Raw genomic sequence first — 15,082 nt, 5'->3', positions numbered from 1 at the left:
TCTGGCGTCCCCGCCGTTCCTGGAGCACAATACCGGGAAACCAACGAGGACGTCGGAGAGGAATGCTCGGCCCGTCAGCACTGACGTTCATGTGTGGGCTGCTCGCGGGCGCCGTCCTCGGCGTCGCCGGCCGCGCCGGCCGCTTCTGTACGCTCGCGATGCTGGAGGACGCGTTCTTCGGCGCCGATACCCGCCGGCTCAAATCGTTCGCGCTCGCGGCCGCGGTGGCGCTGGTCGCAACCCAGTTGCTCGCCAGCTTCGGCCTGATCGACCTGTCGCGCTCGATCTATTTGACATCCTCGATTCCGCTCGGCGGCGCCATCATCGGCGGCTTGTTGTTCGGAATCGGGATGGCCCTCGTCGGCACCTGCGGCTTCGGCACGCTGGTCCGGATCGGCGGCGGCGACCTGCGCGCCATCGTCGTGTTCCTGGTGCTGGGCGTGTCGGCCCTAGCCGCGATGCGCGGGCTCACGGGATTCCTGCGCATCTCGCTGATCGAGCCGCTCTCCATCCGCCTGCCCGAGACCATGACCCAGGGCATGGATGCGCTGCTGTCGTCCGCACTCGGCTCATATGCGCGGCCGCTGACCGTATCCGTCGCAGCAGTTGCGCTCGCGGCCTGGGCACTGGCCGACGGGCGCCTCGTGAGATCGCCGCGCCTGCTGCTATCCGGCCTCGCCGTGGGCTTCGCGGTGGCGTTCGGCTGGTTCGCCACCAGCTGGCTCGGCAATGACGATTTCGATCCGGCGCGCGTGGCATCCCTCACCTTCGTTGCCCCGCTCGGCAACACCGTGCTCTACATCGCCACGCTTTCGGGCACGCACGCCGACTTCGCGATCGGCTCGGTCGCCGGCGTGATCCTGGGCTCGTTCGTCGCGGCGATGTTTTCGCGCGTTTTCCGCTGGGAAGCCTGCGACGACGCGCGCGAGCTGAAGCGTCACATGACCGGCGCACTGCTGATGGGCACCGGCGGCATCATGTCGATGGGCTGCACGATCGGACAGGGCCTCTCGGCCTTCTCGACGCTGGCGGTCTCGGCACCGCTGACGATGCTGGCGATCACCTGCGGCGCACGTCTCGGCCTCGAATACACCATGACCGGCGAATGGCGCCCTGCCGTGCGCAACCTGCTGCGTCTGACATCGTGACGAGCGGCTACGCTCGCGCAATGTGCGAACTTGCTCCCACGGCTGGCCAATGACGCTGTGCCGCAGGCAAGCGGACCGTGGATTTCGTCCGTTCCCTCAACGCTTTCAGTTCAACGCAAGCTTCGCAAATTGACTGCCCACTCCCAGTGGCCCGTCTGGAGCGCAGTCCCCCTGATAATCCTCGGATCGTCCGACGCTACGCTTCCCGAGGAAGGCGGCACCGTCCTCCTCAGCTGCACAGCAGCTTACGGGGATGAAACAGGGATGCAGAGGCACAAACCAAAACTCCCGCAGCCTCATCGGCTACGGGAGTGTCGGTCTCAATGGTTGCGGGGATAGGATTTGAACCTATGACCTTCAGGTTATGAGCCTGACGAGCTACCGGGCTGCTCCACCCCGCGTTAACTTGTGCGTCACCTTCAGGGAAGTGCCGGGCGGTCCTGGCAGACACCTGAGGCGCTGCCGATCCATCCCAAAGGCTTCCTGAGAAGGCTTGAGCCCGTTGGCCTAGCCGGCCGTCGGGTGCGGGCGGTATGTACCAATGCGAGGCCGGTTTGGAAAGGGCTTTCGGGAAGTTTTTTTGCCGGATTGTGACACCGCTTGTCGCGGGACTCATTTCAGAAATTACATCGATATGACAGACGCTTATGTGGCGGCCTATTTGCCGGCCGGGACCAGGGGCACGGCGCGGGCTGGGGACAAGGAAAAAGTTCCTCGAAGGGCGGCGGCAGGGACCGACGACACACGCCCGCCAAATGGATCGGCTCCACGCGCGCGCCAGGCGGCGCGAAACCGACGCCGCGCTTGCCAAGGGTTCCGCAACGCGGCAGCTTTAAGCCAACCAGAATGACGGCCCTGCACGCGGCCGCGCTACACGCGAGGAGACGTCCATGGACCAGTCCCTGAAGAGCCCCGCCCTCTCGGCGCTCGACAACGCGTTCCACACGCAGGTCGAAGCCTCACGCAATGCGCCTCCGCCCGCCCTCGCAGCACGGCTGGACGGCCTGACGCGGCTGCGGGCCATGCTGTCGGAGAATGAGACCCGCCTGGAGCAGGCGATCTCAGCCGATTTCGGCCACCGCTGCGCGGTCGAGACGACGATTGCCGAGACGCTGTTCCTGCAGGCTGAGATCAGGCACACGCTCAAGGCGCTGCCGCGCTGGATGGCGCCGCGACGCATCGCCACCGCGCTGCAGTTCTGGCCGGCGCGCAACCGCCTGATGCCGCAGCCGCTCGGCGTGGTCGGCATCATCGCGCCCTGGAACTACCCGCTGCAGCTGACTCTGGCCCCAGCAATCGGCGCGCTCGCCGCCGGCAACCGGGTCATGATCAAGCCGAGCGAGCTGACGCCGCACTTCTCCGCGCTGCTCAAGGAGCTCATCGCGGCGAATTTCGATCCGACCCAGCTCACCGTCACCGGCATCGAGGACGGCGTCGCGGAGGCCTTTGCCGCACTGCCGTTCGATCATCTGGTCTTCACCGGCTCGACCCGCGTCGGCCGCATCGTCGCCGAGGCCGCCGGGCGCAACCTGACCCCGGTGACGCTCGAGCTCGGCGGCAAGTCACCGACCATCGTCGACGTCTCCGCCAACATCGACGAGGCCGCCGAGCGTATCGCCTACGCCAAGCTGCTCAACGCCGGCCAGACCTGCATCGCGCCGGACTACGTGTTCGTGCCCGAGCAGCACGCGGACGCGTTCGCGAGCAAGCTGCACCGGCACATGCTGCGGATGTTCGGCACCAACCCGGCCAATGCCGACTACACGTCGATCATCTCCGAGCGGCACTATGCCCGGCTGGAAGGATTGCTGCGCGACGCGATCGCGCGCGGCGCCAGCACGCTGAGCACGACCAGCCCGGAGGATCCGGCCTGGAAGAAACTGCGGAAGTTTCCGCCGACGATCGTGACGGGTGCGAGCGCGGACATGGCGATCATGCAGGAGGAGATCTTCGGCCCGCTGCTGCCGATCATGCCCTATCGGCAATCCGACGACGTCATCCGCCACATCAATGCCCACGACCGGCCGCTTGCGCTGTACTGGTTTGGCAGCGACGCGGCGGCGCGCGACGCGGTGCTGGCGCGCACCGTCTCCGGCGGGGTCACCATCAACGACTGCCTTCTGCATTTTGCGCAGATGAATCAGCCGATGGGCGGCGTCGGCGCCTCCGGCATCGGCCACTATCACGGCGAATGGGGCTTCAACAGCTTCAGCAAGCTGAAGCCGGTGTTCTACCGCTCGCCCTTCAACCGCATGAAGGATCTCTATCCGCCCTATGGGGCCAGCATCGCCCGCATCGAGAAGCTGCTGCGGTTTCTGAGCTGACCCGTTCGGTCATTCCGGGACGCGCGGCGCCCCGGATGACGACCAAATAAAAAAGCAAATCAGGGAGAGACAGCACGTGACGGACGAGGTCGATTTCATCGTCGTAGGCGGCGGCAGCGGCGGCGCAACGGTTGCCGGCCGCCTGTCGGAAGATCCGGCGACATCCGTCGCGCTGCTCGACGCCGGGGGGCGCAACGACAACTGGATCGTGACAACGCCCTACATGCTATTCCTGATGGTCGCGGGGCCCGTCAACAACTGGTCCTTCACCACCGTGCCGCAGAGGGGCCTGGACGGGCGCAGCGGCTATCAGCCGCGCGGCCGCGGGCTCGGCGGCTCCTCCGCGATCAACGCCATGGTCTACATCCGCGGCCACCGCGCCGACTACGATCATTGGGCTTCCCTCGGCAATACCGGCTGGTCGTATGACGACGTGCTGCCCTACTTCAAGCGCGCCGAGAACAATGCCGAGTTCAACGGCGCGTATCACGGCCAATCGGGACCGCTGCCGGTCAACCGGCTGCGCACCGACAATCCCGTACACGACATCTTTCTCCAGGCGGCGCGCGAAGCGCAGTTTCCGGTCCGCGACGATTTCAATGCCGAGACGCAGGAAGGGCTCGGCCTCTATCAAGTCACGCAAGCCAATGGCGAGCGCTGGAGCGCGGCACGGGCCTACATCCAGCCGCACATCGGCAGCCGCAGCAACCTGCGCGTCGAGACATCGGCGCATGCGTCGATGATCCTGTTCGAGGGCAAGCGCGCCGTCGGCGTCAAGTACCGCCAGGGCAAGGAGGTCAAGCAGATCCGTTGCCGCCGCGAAGTGATCCTCGCCTCCGGCGCGTTCCAAACCCCGCAATTGCTGATGCTCTCCGGCGTCGGAGATGCAAGCGCGCTGGCGCGGCTCGGCATCGCCAGCATCCATCATCTGCCCGGCGTCGGACAGAACCTGCAGGACCATCCGGATTTCATCTTCGCCTACACCTCCGACAACCCCAACTTCTCCTCGCTGTCGCCGAAAGGCCTGCGCCGGCTGCTGGCGGGCATCGGCCAATATCGCCGCGAGCGCCGCGGCGTCCTGACCTCGAATTTCGCCGAATGCGGCGGCTTCCTGAAGACGCGGCCTGATCTCGACGTGCCCGACATCCAGCTGCATTTCGGCATGGCCGTCACCGACGATCACGGCCGCAAGCGCCACGGCAACGGCTTTTCCTGCCACTTCTGTCTGCTCCGGCCGAAGAGCCGCGGCACGGTGGGACTGAAGAGTGCCGATCCGCTGGCGCCGCCGTTGATCGATCCGAACTTCCTCGGCGAGGCCGACGATGTCGAGACCATGGTCGCCGGCTACAAGACGACGCTGCGGCTGATGGAGACGCCGGCCATGCGCAGCCTCGCCACGCGTGACCTGTTCACCTCGGATGTCAGGACCGACGACGACATCCGCGCCATCCTGCGAGCCCGCGTCGATACGGTCTATCATCCCGTCGGCACCTGCAAGATGGGCGTCGACGATCCGCTCGCCGTGGTCGATCCCGAATTGAAGGTGCACGGAACGTCCGGCCTGCGCGTGGTCGACGCCTCGATCATGCCGACCCTGATCGGCGGCAACACCAATGCGCCGACGATCATGATCGGCGAGAAGGCCGCCGACATGATCAAGGACGAGCTGAAGGGCTGAGACCGCTCGCCATCGTGGGAAATCAACCTGCGGATCAGCCGGGCCTCACGTCAGCAGGAAGCCGCCGTCCACCGTCACCACGCTGCCGGTCATGTAGCGCGAAGCGTTGGACGCCAGCAGCAGGATCGCGCCGTCGAGGTCGCTCTCATGGCCGACGCGCCGCTGCGGGATGCGCTTGATCAGCTTCTCGCCCGCCGGCGTCTCCCAGACCTCGTGATTGATGTCGGTGTCGATGTAGCCCGGCGCCAGTGCGTTGACGCGGATGCCGCTCGCCGCGAGCTCCAGCGCGAGCGCCTTGGTCGCCTGTACCACGCCGGCCTTGGAGATCGCATAGGGCGAGATGAACTTCACGACGCTGAAGCCGAGCACCGAGGCGATGTTGATGATGTTGCCGCCGGCCTTGCGCGCGGCCATGCGCCGCGCCGCTTCGGTTGCGGCGAAATAGGCGCCCTTGAGATTGGCGCCGATCACGGCGTCCCAATCCGCCTCGCTCTGCTCGACCGCGAGCTTCTCCACGGCGATGCCGGCATTGTTGATCAGCACCGTGACGGGCCCGAGCGCGGCCTCGGCGGCGTCCATGCCCCTGGCGATCGACGCCATGCTCGTCACGTCCATCTCCACGGCAGCAGCGCGGCCGCCCCTCGCCCTGATCTCCGCCTCCAGCGCCTTGAGCTTGCCGGTCTGGCGTGCCGCGAGCGCGACGGCGGCGCCATGCGCCGATAGAACCCGGGCGAACTGCCGCCCGAGACCCTGGCTCGCGCCGGTGATCAGGATCACCTCGCGGCTGACGTCGAACAGCTCGGACATGGTTCCTCCCACGATTTGCTCATTTGTTGCGGCGCATTGATACAGACGATTTGAAGCAGCGCAAACCGGAATCGTTTACCGGGCGCGGCCTACAACCGCGGCGGAGCAACCATGAACGCTTTCGACCTCGCCGCTTGTGCCGCACTGATGGTTGCCGTCTACAGCGGCTTCTCGACCGGGCTGTTGCGCAGCGCCATCACGATTCTGGCCTACCTGCTCGCGATGCCGCTGGCGATGGGGGCGGTCGCAGCGATGAGCCCGCAGCTGCAGGACGCGCACGGCACCCCGCTGGCCCAGAACTGGCTGCAGTTCTTCGCCGCCTTCGTCGTGATCGGCATGGCGCTGGGCAAGATCGGCCGCATCCTGCTCGACGAGGCGATCGGTTCCGAGGCCGGCTTCGGCGACCGGCTCGGCGGCGCGCTGCTGGGCGCGGTCCGCACCGGCATGGTCGCGACCACGCTGGTGCTGGTGTTCGACCGGATCGTTCCCCCCGAGCGCCAGCCGCGCTTCCTCGACGGATCACGCCTGCGTCCGCTGCTCTCGCTCGCAGGTGCAAAGGGCTTCCGCTCGCTGCCCCCGGAGGTCGCAAGCCTGATCGACCGGCTGAAGCAGGAACGGCGCATCTGACCGACCCGGCAGCGTCGTCTCTCCCGTCTTACCGAGCCATGCAATTCGGCACAGGCCGACTGCTCTTATCAGCGGCAATCCCGTTGGCTAGAATGCGCCCATCTGTCTTCCAGCCTCACTGACATATCGGAGTGATCAATCGTGGATCTCGGGATCAAGGGCCGCCGCGCCATCGTCTGCGCCTCCAGCAAGGGTTTGGGCCGCGCCTGCGCCATCGCGCTCGCCAATGAGGGCGTGCATGTCACGATCACGGCGCGCGGCGCCGAGGCGCTGGCCAAGACCGCGGCCGAGATCCGCGCCGCCAATCCCGGGATTACCGTGACCGAAGTCGCCGGCGACATCACCACGCCCGAGGGCCGCGCCGCGGTGCTGAAGGCCTGCCCGGATCCTGACATCCTGATCAACAATGCCGGCGGCCCGCCGCCCGGCGACTTCCGCAACTGGACGCGCGATGACTGGATCAAGGCGCTCGACGCCAACATGCTGACGCCGATCGAGCTCATCAAGGCGACCGTCGACGGCATGATGGCGCGCAAGTTCGGCCGCATCGTCAACATCACCTCGGCCGCGGTGAAGGCGCCGATCGACATTCTCGGCCTCTCCAATGGCGCCCGCGCCGGCCTCACCGGCTTCGTCGCCGGCCTGTCGCGCAAGACCGTGATCAACAACGTCACCATCAATGCGCTGCTGCCGGGGCCGTTCGAGACCGACCGCCTTCTCTCCACGGCAAAGGGCGAAGCCGAAAAGCGCGGCGTCACGCCGGAGCAGATCCTGGCCGACCGCGCCAAGACCAATCCCGCCGGACGCTTCGGCGATCCCGAAGAGTTCGGCCTCGCCTGCGCCTTCCTGTGCGCCGCCAAGGCCGGCTACATCACCGGCCAGAACATTTTGCTCGACGGCGGCGCGTTCCCGGGCACGCTGTGAGCAGCGTATTGCGGGAAACGTTGGAGTGCAGAGGTCTCTCGCGACTCGCTCGCTCTGCGCCTCTCCCCGCGTGCGGGGAGAGGTCGGATCGCATCGCCAGATGCGATCCGGGTGAAGGGGGTACAGGCCTCACCACGAACACTCCCCGAGCGTTTGCCCTCTGACACCTCCCGTGCGGCTGCCCCTCACCCCACCCCTCTCCCCGTGAAGAACGGGGAGAGGGAGCGCACCGGCGTCGCGGAGAGCGCTCGACTCTTAGCTGGAAAGCCTGCGGTCACTATTGCGTAGTAGTTACCTGCCCTGATCTGCAAAGACCTACCGCTTCGTGATCTCGTCCTCGTCGCGCTGGCTCGGGCTCGACGAATCCGCCGTGGTGCGGCCTTCGGTCCAGTCGATGCCGAACGCATCGAGGCCCTCGGCCAGCAGGTCGCCGAGCATCGGCTCGCCCAGCAGATAGCGCGCGGTGTGGCGGTCGCGCTGGCCGGCGGCCTCGCGGCGCAGCTCGTCCCACTCGTCGATATCGCCGTCGCCGCGACCGAGCCGCATCAAGGCGACGAGATCGGTCTGCTCATCCTCGGTCATCGCGTTGATGAAGCCGGTGATCTCGCGCACCACGGGATCATCGCCGCTGTCCTGGAGCACGTCGACCATGTCGTCATCGGCGGCATTCGAGCCGGAATCCTCATCGGTCGCCTGCTCCTTGACGTCGAACTCGCGCGCCTTTTCGATCAGGAAGGCAACCTTCTCGGGCGATATCGTCAGCTCTGGCATGGCGTTCTCCTCATGGACGGACTGCAGCAACGCCTGTTCCGGGCAGTTGATCCATTGCGCCGGAACAAGCCGCGCGGCATCGTTACCGGCATCAAGAATAAGACGAGGAAGCGCGCATGTCTTGGACGATCGGCCGGGTCAGGATCACCAAATTCGTCGAGCTGGAGACCGTCGGCGGCACCCGCTTCATCCTGCCGCAGGCAACACCCGAGACGATCCGCGAGCTGTCCTGGCTCACGCCCGATTTTGCGACCGATGAAGGTCGGCTGAAGATGTCGATCCACACCCTGGTGCTGGAAACACCGACGATGCGGATCGTGGTCGACACCGGGCTCGGCAACGACAAGCAGGGCCGCAGCGTGCCAATCTGGAACAACCGGACCATGCCCTTCCTCGAGACGATAAGCGCGGCCGGCTTTCCGCCTGAGAGCATCGACATGGTGATCTGCACGCATCTCCACGTCGACCACGTCGGCTGGAATACGAAGCTGGTCGACGGCCGCTGGGGGCCGACCTTTCCCAATGCGCGCTATGTCTTCGGCCGCGCGGAATATGAGCATTGGCGCGATCACAGCGAGGCCGCCGACGAGACCGCGACCTTCGCCGATTCCGTCCAGCCGATCGTCGCGGCCGGACGCGCGGAGCTCGTCGGAAGCGAGGATGTGATCACCGACGAAATCACGCTGATCCCGACGCCGGGGCACAGCCCGGGTCATGTCAGCCTGCACATCCGCTCGGAGGGAGCGGAGGCTGTGCTGACCGGGGACGTCGCCCACCATCCCTGCCAGATGGCGCATCTCGATTGGAGTTCGACGGTCGATTCCGATCCGGCGCAGGCGGCCGCCACGCGCCGGGCGCTGTTCTCGCGCTTCGCCGACACTGAGGCGCTGGTGATCGGCGGCCATTTCGATGCCGGCCATATCCGGCGCAACGGCGCCACCTTCCGCTTCCAGGCAGTGCCGGGCCGCGGCAGCGCATAGCCCGCGAGGTTGAATTTCGCCCCGCCATGCTCCATGACAGGGCTCTGGAATACCAAGGAATTGAGGGAGAGAAACCAATGAAGCTTGTTCGCTACGGCGAGAAGGGCGCGGAAAAGCCGGGCCTGATCGATGCATCCGGCCAGCTGCGCGACCTGTCCGCGCATGTGAAGGACCTCGACGGTGCGGCCTATGCGCCGGAGTCCCTGAAGAAGCTCGCCGCGCTCGATCCGGCCTCCCTGCCCGCCGTCGCCGGCAAGCCGCGGCTCGGCGCCCCCGTGACCGGCATCTCGAAATTCGTCGCGATCGGCCTCAACTACTCCGACCACGCCAAGGAGACCGGCAACCCGATCCCGGCCGAGCCGATCTTCTTCCTGAAGGCCAACACCGCGCTGTGCGGTCCCTATGACCAGGTCGAGAAGCCGCGCGGCTCCACCAAGCTCGACTGGGAGGTCGAGATCGCCGCGATCATCGGCACCCGCGCCAAATACGTCTCGGAGGCCGAGGCGCTCAACCACGTCGCCGGCTACACCGTCTGCAACGACGTCTCCGAGCGCAACTTCCAGATCGAGCGCCTGGGCCAGTGGACCAAGGGCAAGTCGCACGACACGTTCGGTCCGGTCGGCCCGTGGCTCGTCACCAAGGACGAGATTCCGGACGTGCAGAACCTGTCGATGTGGCTCGACGTCAACGGCCTGCGCCGCCAGACCGGCACCACCGCGACGATGATCTTCTCGATGGCCAAGTGCATCTCCTACGTCTCGCAGTTCATGACGCTGCTGCCCGGCGACATCGTCACCACCGGCACGCCTCCCGGCGTCGGCATGGGAATGAAGCCGCCGACCTTCCTCAACGTCGGCGACGTCGTCACGCTCGGCATCGAGCGCCTCGGCGAGCAGCGCCAGGAGATCATCGAGGCGTAACGTCACCTCACCGTCATTGCGAGCGAAGCGAAGCAATCCAGGGCGTCACGCGCGGCTCTGGATTGCTTCGTCGCTTCGCTCCTCGCAATGACGGATAACAATCCGCATCGAGCCAACAGGAAGACGCCGATGAAACTCACCTTTTCGCCCGCCTCGCCGTTCGCCCGCAAGGTGCGCATCGCCGCCATCGAGCTCGGACTGATCGATCAAATCGAGTTCGTGCCTGCGGCCGTGGTGCCGGGTCAGGCCAATGAGGAATATTCGAAGATCACGCCGCTGAAGAAGCTGCCGGTGCTGATCCTCGACAATGGCGACGTCATCCTGGATTCCTACGTGATCGTCGAATATCTCGACGAGCTCGCCGGCGGCAACAAGCTGATCCCCGCCTCCGGCCCGTCGCGCTGGAAGGTCAAGAGCGAGCATTCGATGCTGCAGGGCATGCTCGATTCCATGCTGCTGTGCCGCTACGAGGCCTTGGTGCGCCCGGAGGGAATGCGCTGGCAGGCCTGGTCCGACGACCACTGGAACAGAGCCTGGATGGGCATGGCGCGCTTCAATGCGCAGAGCGACCTGATGACGCGCCCGTTCGACGTCGCCGCGATCGGCCTCGTCTGCGTGCTCGGCTATGCCGATTTCCGCTTCGCCGATTGCGGCTGGCGCAAGGCGTTTCCGGCGCTCGACGCGTTCCATAACAAGATGCTCGAACGCGAATCGGTGAAGATCTCGGTGCCGCCGGCGGCTTGATCCCCGAACAGGAGCTGCCGTGACGCTGACATTCTCGGTTGCAGACACGACCATTCATCGCATCATCGAGCAGGAAACCACGTTCCTGCCGGCGCGCGAGATGTTTCCGGAGCTGACGCCGGAGATGCTGGCGGCAGAGCGCAGCGCGCTGCAGGCGGCCGGCGCGCTCGATGCGCAGGACACGCTGATCCTGTGCTTTCAGTCCTACGTGGTGAGGACGCCTCACCACACCATCCTGATCGACAGCTGCATCGGCAACGACAAGCCGCGCGCGCGGCCGGTCTGGAACATGAAGAGCGACGACAGCTATATGCGGGCGCTCGCAGCCGCCGGCGTCTCGGTCGACGACATCGACGTCGTGATGTGCACCCATCTGCACACCGATCATGTCGGCTGGAACACGCGGCTCGACAATGGCCGCTGGGTGCCGACCTTTCCGAATGCGCGCTACGTCTTCGCGCAGCGCGAATATGACTACTGGGTGGCGCAGAACGCCAAGGCCGAGGTGCCTCCATTCGCCGACAGCGTGCTGCCGGTGGTCGAGGCCAAGCGCGCCGACATCGTCGGCGACGAATTCTCGATCGGCGATCATATCCGCCTGCTGCCGACGCCGGGGCATACGCCCGGCCATGTCGCAATCGCCGTGGGCAAGGGCCGAGACGACGCGGTGTTCGCCGGCGACCTGATCCACACGCCGTTGCAGCTCGGGCTTCCCGAACTGTCACCGAAGTTCGACGTCGACCCGAAACAGGCGGCTGTCACGCGACGAACGTTCCTGGAGCGTTATTGCGACACCGCGACGCTGTGCTGCACGGCGCATTTCCCGTCGCCCTCGGTCGGCCGCATCAGGCGCAAGGGCAGTGCCTTCGCCTGCGAGGCGGTCTGACGCCCGAGCCTGGCGCCCGCCGCGCGCTTTCGCATCAATCGAACAGGCTCGGCGTATAGTTCACGGCGGCGCCTTCGATCGCCAGCATCTTCAGCTTGGTCTCCACACCGCCGTTGGCGGAGAAGCCGCCGGGCTTGTTGCCGGCCGCGAGCACGCGATGGCAGGGCACCACGATCGGGCACGGGTTGCGCCCCAGTGCCTGGCCGACCTCGCGTGACAGCTCGACTCCGCCGAGCTGCTTGGCGATATCGCCGTAGGTCAGGGTCCGGCCCGGCGGGATCCGGCGCGCAATCTCGTAGACGCCGCGCTGGAACGCGCTGACGCCGTCGAGATCGAGGTCGACATCGCTGAGATCATCCGGCTCTCCGGCAAGCAGCGCCGTGATCCGCGTGATGGTGCGCCGCACATGCGGCGGCGGCTCGGCCTCGCCGATGCCGTCGTAACGCTGCTGCATCCGGATGCGGATCTGCGGGACGCCGCCCATCGGCAGTTGCACCGCATTGATGCCGCGCGCTCCCCATGCGATCGCGCAAGGGCCGATCGCGGTTTCGAAAATCGCAAAGCTGTGCTCTGACATGACGGACTCCATCGCCGCTCTGCCCCGTATCATCTGCCAGTCAAATTAGGCTTGGAGAATGTTGCGATCCACCCGGATTCTGCCAATGTCGACAGCGGAAGCGCCGTGATGCCCATCGGCAGGCCGAAAGGATGGGAGCACGGCACAGGGGCAGCCCGGCGCAAAGAGCGGGCGCCTCATCCGAGGAAACCAAGGCGAGGGAGAAGGCCATGAAGCTGACGCCGGAGCAGATTGCATTCTTCAATCGCGAGGGCTGGCTGTTCCTGCCCGAGCTGTTCAGCCCGGAGGAGACCGCGTTCCTCGCCCGCGAGGCGGAGGCGATCTATGCCGCCGACAGGCCCGAGGTCTGGCGCGAGAAGAGCGGCGCGCCGCGCACGGCGTTTGCCGCCCACCTCTACAACGACGCCTTCCGCGTGCTGGCCGCGCATCCGCGCATGATCGAGCCGATCGAGCAGATCTTCGGCGAGAAACTCTACATGCATCAGTTCAAGATCAACGCCAAATCGGCCTTCACCGGCGATGTCTGGCAATGGCACCAGGACTACGGCACCTGGAAGCGCGACGACGGCATGCCGGAGCCGCGCGCGATGAACATCGCGATCTTCCTCGACGAGGTGATGCCGATCAACGGCCCCTTGATGCTGGTGCCGCGCAGCCAGCATGCCGGCGATCTCGAGGCCTCGCATGATCTCGCGACCACGTCCTATCCGTTGTGGACCTTGGACGAGGCCACGGTGACGCGGCTGGTCGCGGAAGGCGGCATCGTCGCGCCAACCGGAAAGCCCGGCGGCATGCTGATGTTCCACGGCAATCTTGTGCACGGCTCCGCCGGCAACATCACGCCCTACCCGCGCAAGATCGTGTATCTCACGCTGAACGCCGTCTCGAACCACATCCGCACCCCGACGCGCCCGGAGTACATCGCGCATCGCGACTTCACGCCGATCGAAACCCTGCCGGATGATGTGTTGCTGCAACTCGCGCGAGCGCATCGCGAGGCGGCGGAGTAAGCCATATCGCCATCACGAAAGCAGGTCGTCATGCCCGGGCTTGACCCGGGCATCCATCCTCTCGGCAAAGCCGCCCTGCTGAGAGATGGATGGCCGGGTCAAGCCCGGCCATGACGACGGAGGTGGTAGTTGCAGGTCGCGCGACAATCTGGAAACCGGACAATACAATGAACCTCCACGCCCTCCTCCAAGCCCGCGCCGCCGCCGGCAAGCCCGTGCGCGTCGCGTTGATCGGCGCCGGCAAGTTCGGCTCGATGTTCCTGTCGCAGGTGCCGCACGTGGCGGGGCTCGAGGTGCCCGTCATCGTCGACCTCGATCCGGGGCGCGCGCGGGACGCCTGCCGCACCGTCGGCTGGAGCGCCGAGCGGATCGAACGCACCGCGTTCAGTCCCGACGGCGCAAAAGCGCTTGCTGACACCATTGATGTCGTCGTCGAAGCGACCGGCAGTCCGGCCGCGGGCATCCGCCACGCGCAGGCGGCCATCAGGGCCGGCAAGCACATCGTGATGGTCAATGTCGAGGCTGACGTTCTGGCGGGGCCGTTGCTGGCCGACGAGGCGCGCAGGGCCGGCGTTGTCTACTCACTCGCCTATGGCGACCAGCCGGCATTGACAGCCGAGCTCGTCGACTGGGCGCGTGCGACCGGCTTCCATGTCGTCGCCGCAGGCAAGGGCACGAAGTATCTGCCGGCCTATCACGACGTCACGCCGGACGGCGTCTGGCAACATTACGGCCTCACCGCCGGCGAGGCGCAGTCGGCCGGGATGAACCCGCAGATGTTCAATTCCTTCCTCGACGGCACCAAGTCGGCGATCGAGATGGCCGCGATCGCCAACGCGACGGGGCTCGACGTGCCCACGAACGGACTGCTGTTTCCACCCTGCGGTGTCGATGACCTGCCGCATGTGCTGCGGCCTCGCGACCGCGGCGGCGTGCTCGAGCGCTCCGGCATGGTCGAGGTGGTCTCATCGCTGGAGCGGGACGGGCGTCCGGTATTTCGCGATCTGCGCTGGGGCGTCTATGTCGTGCTGGAGGCGCCGAACGACTACGCCGCGGACTGCTTCCGGCAATACGGACTCAAGACCGATTCAAGCGGCCGCTATGCGGCGATGTACAAGCCCTATCACCTGATCGGGCTGGAGCTGAACGTCTCGGTGCTCTCGGCGGCCCTGCGCAAGGAGCCCACCGGCCAACCGCTCGGCTTCCGCGGCGATGTCGTCGCCGTTGCCAAGAAGGATCTGCGGGCTGGCGAGATGCTCGATGGCGAAGGTGGCTATACGGTGTGGGGCAAGGTCGTACCGGCCAGGACCAGCCTGCAGCTCGGGGCACTGCCGATCGGGCTGGCGCATCGGCTGAAGCTCGTGAACGACGTCGCGCATGGCGAGATCGTGCGCTGGAGCGACGTCGCAGCCGATGCCGCGGACGAGACCGTGAAGGTACGCAAGCAGATGGAGGCCGCGTTCGCGCGCTGAGCGCGCGCTCCGCTCGCATGACCCACAACGAAAAAGCCCCGACCGACGGTCGGGGCTTGGCGGATCGAGGTGGAGGCAAAGCCTCGGTTGTCAGTTGTCGTCCTCGCCGAAGGCCGCGGCGAGCTTGTCGTAATATTTGACCACGAGATCGATATTGCCCTTGTTCTCGACCTCCGGCGGCTTCGCCTTGAGCGCCGCATTGAGATCGTTGAGG

Annotated in this window: 15 protein-coding genes and 1 tRNA gene (1 of these 16 running past the window's edge); 11 read left to right on the top strand and 5 right to left on the bottom strand. The window is 66.2% G+C overall.

The features are described from left to right. Positions 1-62 precede the first annotated feature (62 nt). Positions 63-1,148 (top strand): YeeE/YedE family protein, encoded by a 1,086-nt coding sequence (locus ACQR1D_RS05720; protein ID WP_315805489.1) that lies wholly within the window; start codon positions 63-65, stop codon positions 1,146-1,148. Between the two features lie 324 nt (positions 1,149-1,472). On the opposite strand, the gene ACQR1D_RS05715 is transcribed toward ACQR1D_RS05720, so the two are convergent. Continuing rightward, positions 1,473-1,549 (bottom strand) — tRNA-Met (locus ACQR1D_RS05715). Positions 1,550-2,038: 489 nt separating this feature from the next. On the opposite strand from ACQR1D_RS05715, the gene ACQR1D_RS05710 reads away from it, so the two are divergent. Both ACQR1D_RS05710 and ACQR1D_RS05705 read left to right on the top strand, forming a co-directional pair. Then, entirely contained in the window at positions 2,039-3,472 is a 1,434-nt protein-coding gene (locus ACQR1D_RS05710; protein WP_434888130.1) for a coniferyl aldehyde dehydrogenase, read from the top strand. Positions 3,473-3,548: 76 nt separating this feature from the next. Continuing rightward, on the top strand, positions 3,549-5,150 hold the full coding sequence (locus ACQR1D_RS05705; protein WP_315805507.1) for a GMC family oxidoreductase: 1,602 nt from the start codon (positions 3,549-3,551) through the stop codon (positions 5,148-5,150). Positions 5,151-5,195: 45 nt separating this feature from the next. On the opposite strand, the gene ACQR1D_RS05700 is transcribed toward ACQR1D_RS05705, so the two are convergent. Continuing rightward, positions 5,196-5,957: an SDR family oxidoreductase gene (locus ACQR1D_RS05700; protein WP_316217973.1), complete on the bottom strand. Its 762-nt coding sequence runs from the start codon at positions 5,955-5,957 to the stop codon at positions 5,196-5,198. A gap of 111 nt (positions 5,958-6,068) precedes the next feature. Between ACQR1D_RS05700 and ACQR1D_RS05695 the strand changes: the two genes are divergently transcribed. Both ACQR1D_RS05695 and ACQR1D_RS05690 read left to right on the top strand, forming a co-directional pair. Continuing rightward, positions 6,069-6,584 carry a CvpA family protein gene (locus ACQR1D_RS05695; RefSeq protein ID WP_316183594.1) on the top strand — a complete coding sequence of 172 codons (516 nt, stop codon included), beginning with the start codon at positions 6,069-6,071 and terminating at the stop codon, positions 6,582-6,584. A 141-nt stretch (positions 6,585-6,725) separates the two neighbouring features. Further along, complete coding sequence (locus ACQR1D_RS05690) at positions 6,726-7,508, top strand: SDR family oxidoreductase (RefSeq protein WP_434837966.1); 783 nt, start codon at positions 6,726-6,728, stop codon at positions 7,506-7,508. A 315-nt stretch (positions 7,509-7,823) separates the two neighbouring features. Here the strand turns inward: ACQR1D_RS05690 and ACQR1D_RS05685 are convergent, their stop codons facing one another. Continuing rightward, positions 7,824-8,279 (bottom strand): DUF3775 domain-containing protein, encoded by a 456-nt coding sequence (locus ACQR1D_RS05685; protein WP_315805511.1) that lies wholly within the window; start codon positions 8,277-8,279, stop codon positions 7,824-7,826. 116 nt (positions 8,280-8,395) lie between these two features. Here ACQR1D_RS05685 and ACQR1D_RS05680 point away from each other — a divergent pair, with 116 nt between their 5' ends. From ACQR1D_RS05680 to ACQR1D_RS05665, 4 genes are all read left to right on the top strand, one after another. After that, a complete protein-coding gene (locus ACQR1D_RS05680; protein ID WP_316183595.1) occupies positions 8,396-9,259 on the top strand; it encodes an MBL fold metallo-hydrolase in 864 nt (287 codons plus the stop codon). Between the two features lie 77 nt (positions 9,260-9,336). Beyond that, entirely contained in the window at positions 9,337-10,179 is an 843-nt protein-coding gene (locus tag ACQR1D_RS05675; RefSeq protein ID WP_434837968.1) for a fumarylacetoacetate hydrolase family protein, read from the top strand. A gap of 129 nt (positions 10,180-10,308) precedes the next feature. Continuing rightward, positions 10,309-10,923, top strand: coding sequence for a glutathione S-transferase family protein (locus ACQR1D_RS05670; RefSeq protein ID WP_434837969.1), 615 nt, complete (start codon positions 10,309-10,311; stop codon positions 10,921-10,923). Positions 10,924-10,942: 19 nt separating this feature from the next. Beyond that, positions 10,943-11,809 (top strand): MBL fold metallo-hydrolase, encoded by an 867-nt coding sequence (locus ACQR1D_RS05665; RefSeq protein WP_315805515.1) that lies wholly within the window; start codon positions 10,943-10,945, stop codon positions 11,807-11,809. A gap of 34 nt (positions 11,810-11,843) precedes the next feature. Here the strand turns inward: ACQR1D_RS05665 and ACQR1D_RS05660 are convergent, their stop codons facing one another. Then, positions 11,844-12,386 carry a methylated-DNA--[protein]-cysteine S-methyltransferase gene (locus ACQR1D_RS05660; protein WP_434837970.1) on the bottom strand — a complete coding sequence of 181 codons (543 nt, stop codon included), beginning with the start codon at positions 12,384-12,386 and terminating at the stop codon, positions 11,844-11,846. A 209-nt stretch (positions 12,387-12,595) separates the two neighbouring features. On the opposite strand from ACQR1D_RS05660, the gene ACQR1D_RS05655 reads away from it, so the two are divergent. Both ACQR1D_RS05655 and ACQR1D_RS05650 read left to right on the top strand, forming a co-directional pair. Then, positions 12,596-13,396, top strand: coding sequence for a phytanoyl-CoA dioxygenase family protein (locus ACQR1D_RS05655; protein ID WP_316183598.1), 801 nt, complete (start codon positions 12,596-12,598; stop codon positions 13,394-13,396). Between the two features lie 167 nt (positions 13,397-13,563). Then, positions 13,564-14,868 (top strand): NAD(P)H-dependent oxidoreductase, encoded by a 1,305-nt coding sequence (locus ACQR1D_RS05650; protein ID WP_434837971.1) that lies wholly within the window; start codon positions 13,564-13,566, stop codon positions 14,866-14,868. Between the two features lie 90 nt (positions 14,869-14,958). Here ACQR1D_RS05650 and ACQR1D_RS05645 read toward each other — a convergent pair whose 3' ends face one another. Further along, positions 14,959-15,082 carry the final stretch of a hypothetical protein gene (locus ACQR1D_RS05645; protein WP_316183712.1) on the bottom strand. The gene runs 470 nt beyond the window's last position, so only the last 124 of its 594 coding nucleotides appear in the window; its start codon lies off the right edge, out of view — the gene reads right to left on this strand; its stop codon occupies positions 14,959-14,961.

This window comes from Bradyrhizobium sp. HKCCYLRH2047 (assembly GCF_051168175.1).
Taxonomy (GTDB): Bacteria; Pseudomonadota; Alphaproteobacteria; order Rhizobiales; family Xanthobacteraceae; genus Bradyrhizobium.
Note: the sequence above shows the minus strand (reverse complement) of the source record. Positions and strands in the feature narration are given on the sequence as shown.

What these genes read in the sequence shown, in the direction of transcription:
- ACQR1D_RS05685 (WP_315805511.1), bottom strand. Translation starts at nt 8,279, where the DNA reads ATGCCAGAGCTGACGATATCGCCCGAGAAGGTTGCCTTCCTGATCGAA.
- ACQR1D_RS05655 (WP_316183598.1), top strand. Translation starts at nt 12,596, where the DNA reads ATGAAGCTGACGCCGGAGCAGATTGCATTCTTCAATCGCGAGGGCTGG.
- ACQR1D_RS05670 (WP_434837969.1), top strand. Translation starts at nt 10,309, where the DNA reads ATGAAACTCACCTTTTCGCCCGCCTCGCCGTTCGCCCGCAAGGTGCGC.
- ACQR1D_RS05700 (WP_316217973.1), bottom strand. Translation starts at nt 5,957, where the DNA reads ATGTCCGAGCTGTTCGACGTCAGCCGCGAGGTGATCCTGATCACCGGC.
- ACQR1D_RS05675 (WP_434837968.1), top strand. Translation starts at nt 9,337, where the DNA reads ATGAAGCTTGTTCGCTACGGCGAGAAGGGCGCGGAAAAGCCGGGCCTG.
- ACQR1D_RS05680 (WP_316183595.1), top strand. Translation starts at nt 8,396, where the DNA reads ATGTCTTGGACGATCGGCCGGGTCAGGATCACCAAATTCGTCGAGCTG.
- ACQR1D_RS05650 (WP_434837971.1), top strand. Translation starts at nt 13,564, where the DNA reads ATGAACCTCCACGCCCTCCTCCAAGCCCGCGCCGCCGCCGGCAAGCCC.
- ACQR1D_RS05720 (WP_315805489.1), top strand. Translation starts at nt 63, where the DNA reads ATGCTCGGCCCGTCAGCACTGACGTTCATGTGTGGGCTGCTCGCGGGC.
- ACQR1D_RS05710 (WP_434888130.1), top strand. Translation starts at nt 2,039, where the DNA reads ATGGACCAGTCCCTGAAGAGCCCCGCCCTCTCGGCGCTCGACAACGCG.
- ACQR1D_RS05695 (WP_316183594.1), top strand. Translation starts at nt 6,069, where the DNA reads ATGAACGCTTTCGACCTCGCCGCTTGTGCCGCACTGATGGTTGCCGTC.
- ACQR1D_RS05660 (WP_434837970.1), bottom strand. Translation starts at nt 12,386, where the DNA reads ATGTCAGAGCACAGCTTTGCGATTTTCGAAACCGCGATCGGCCCTTGC.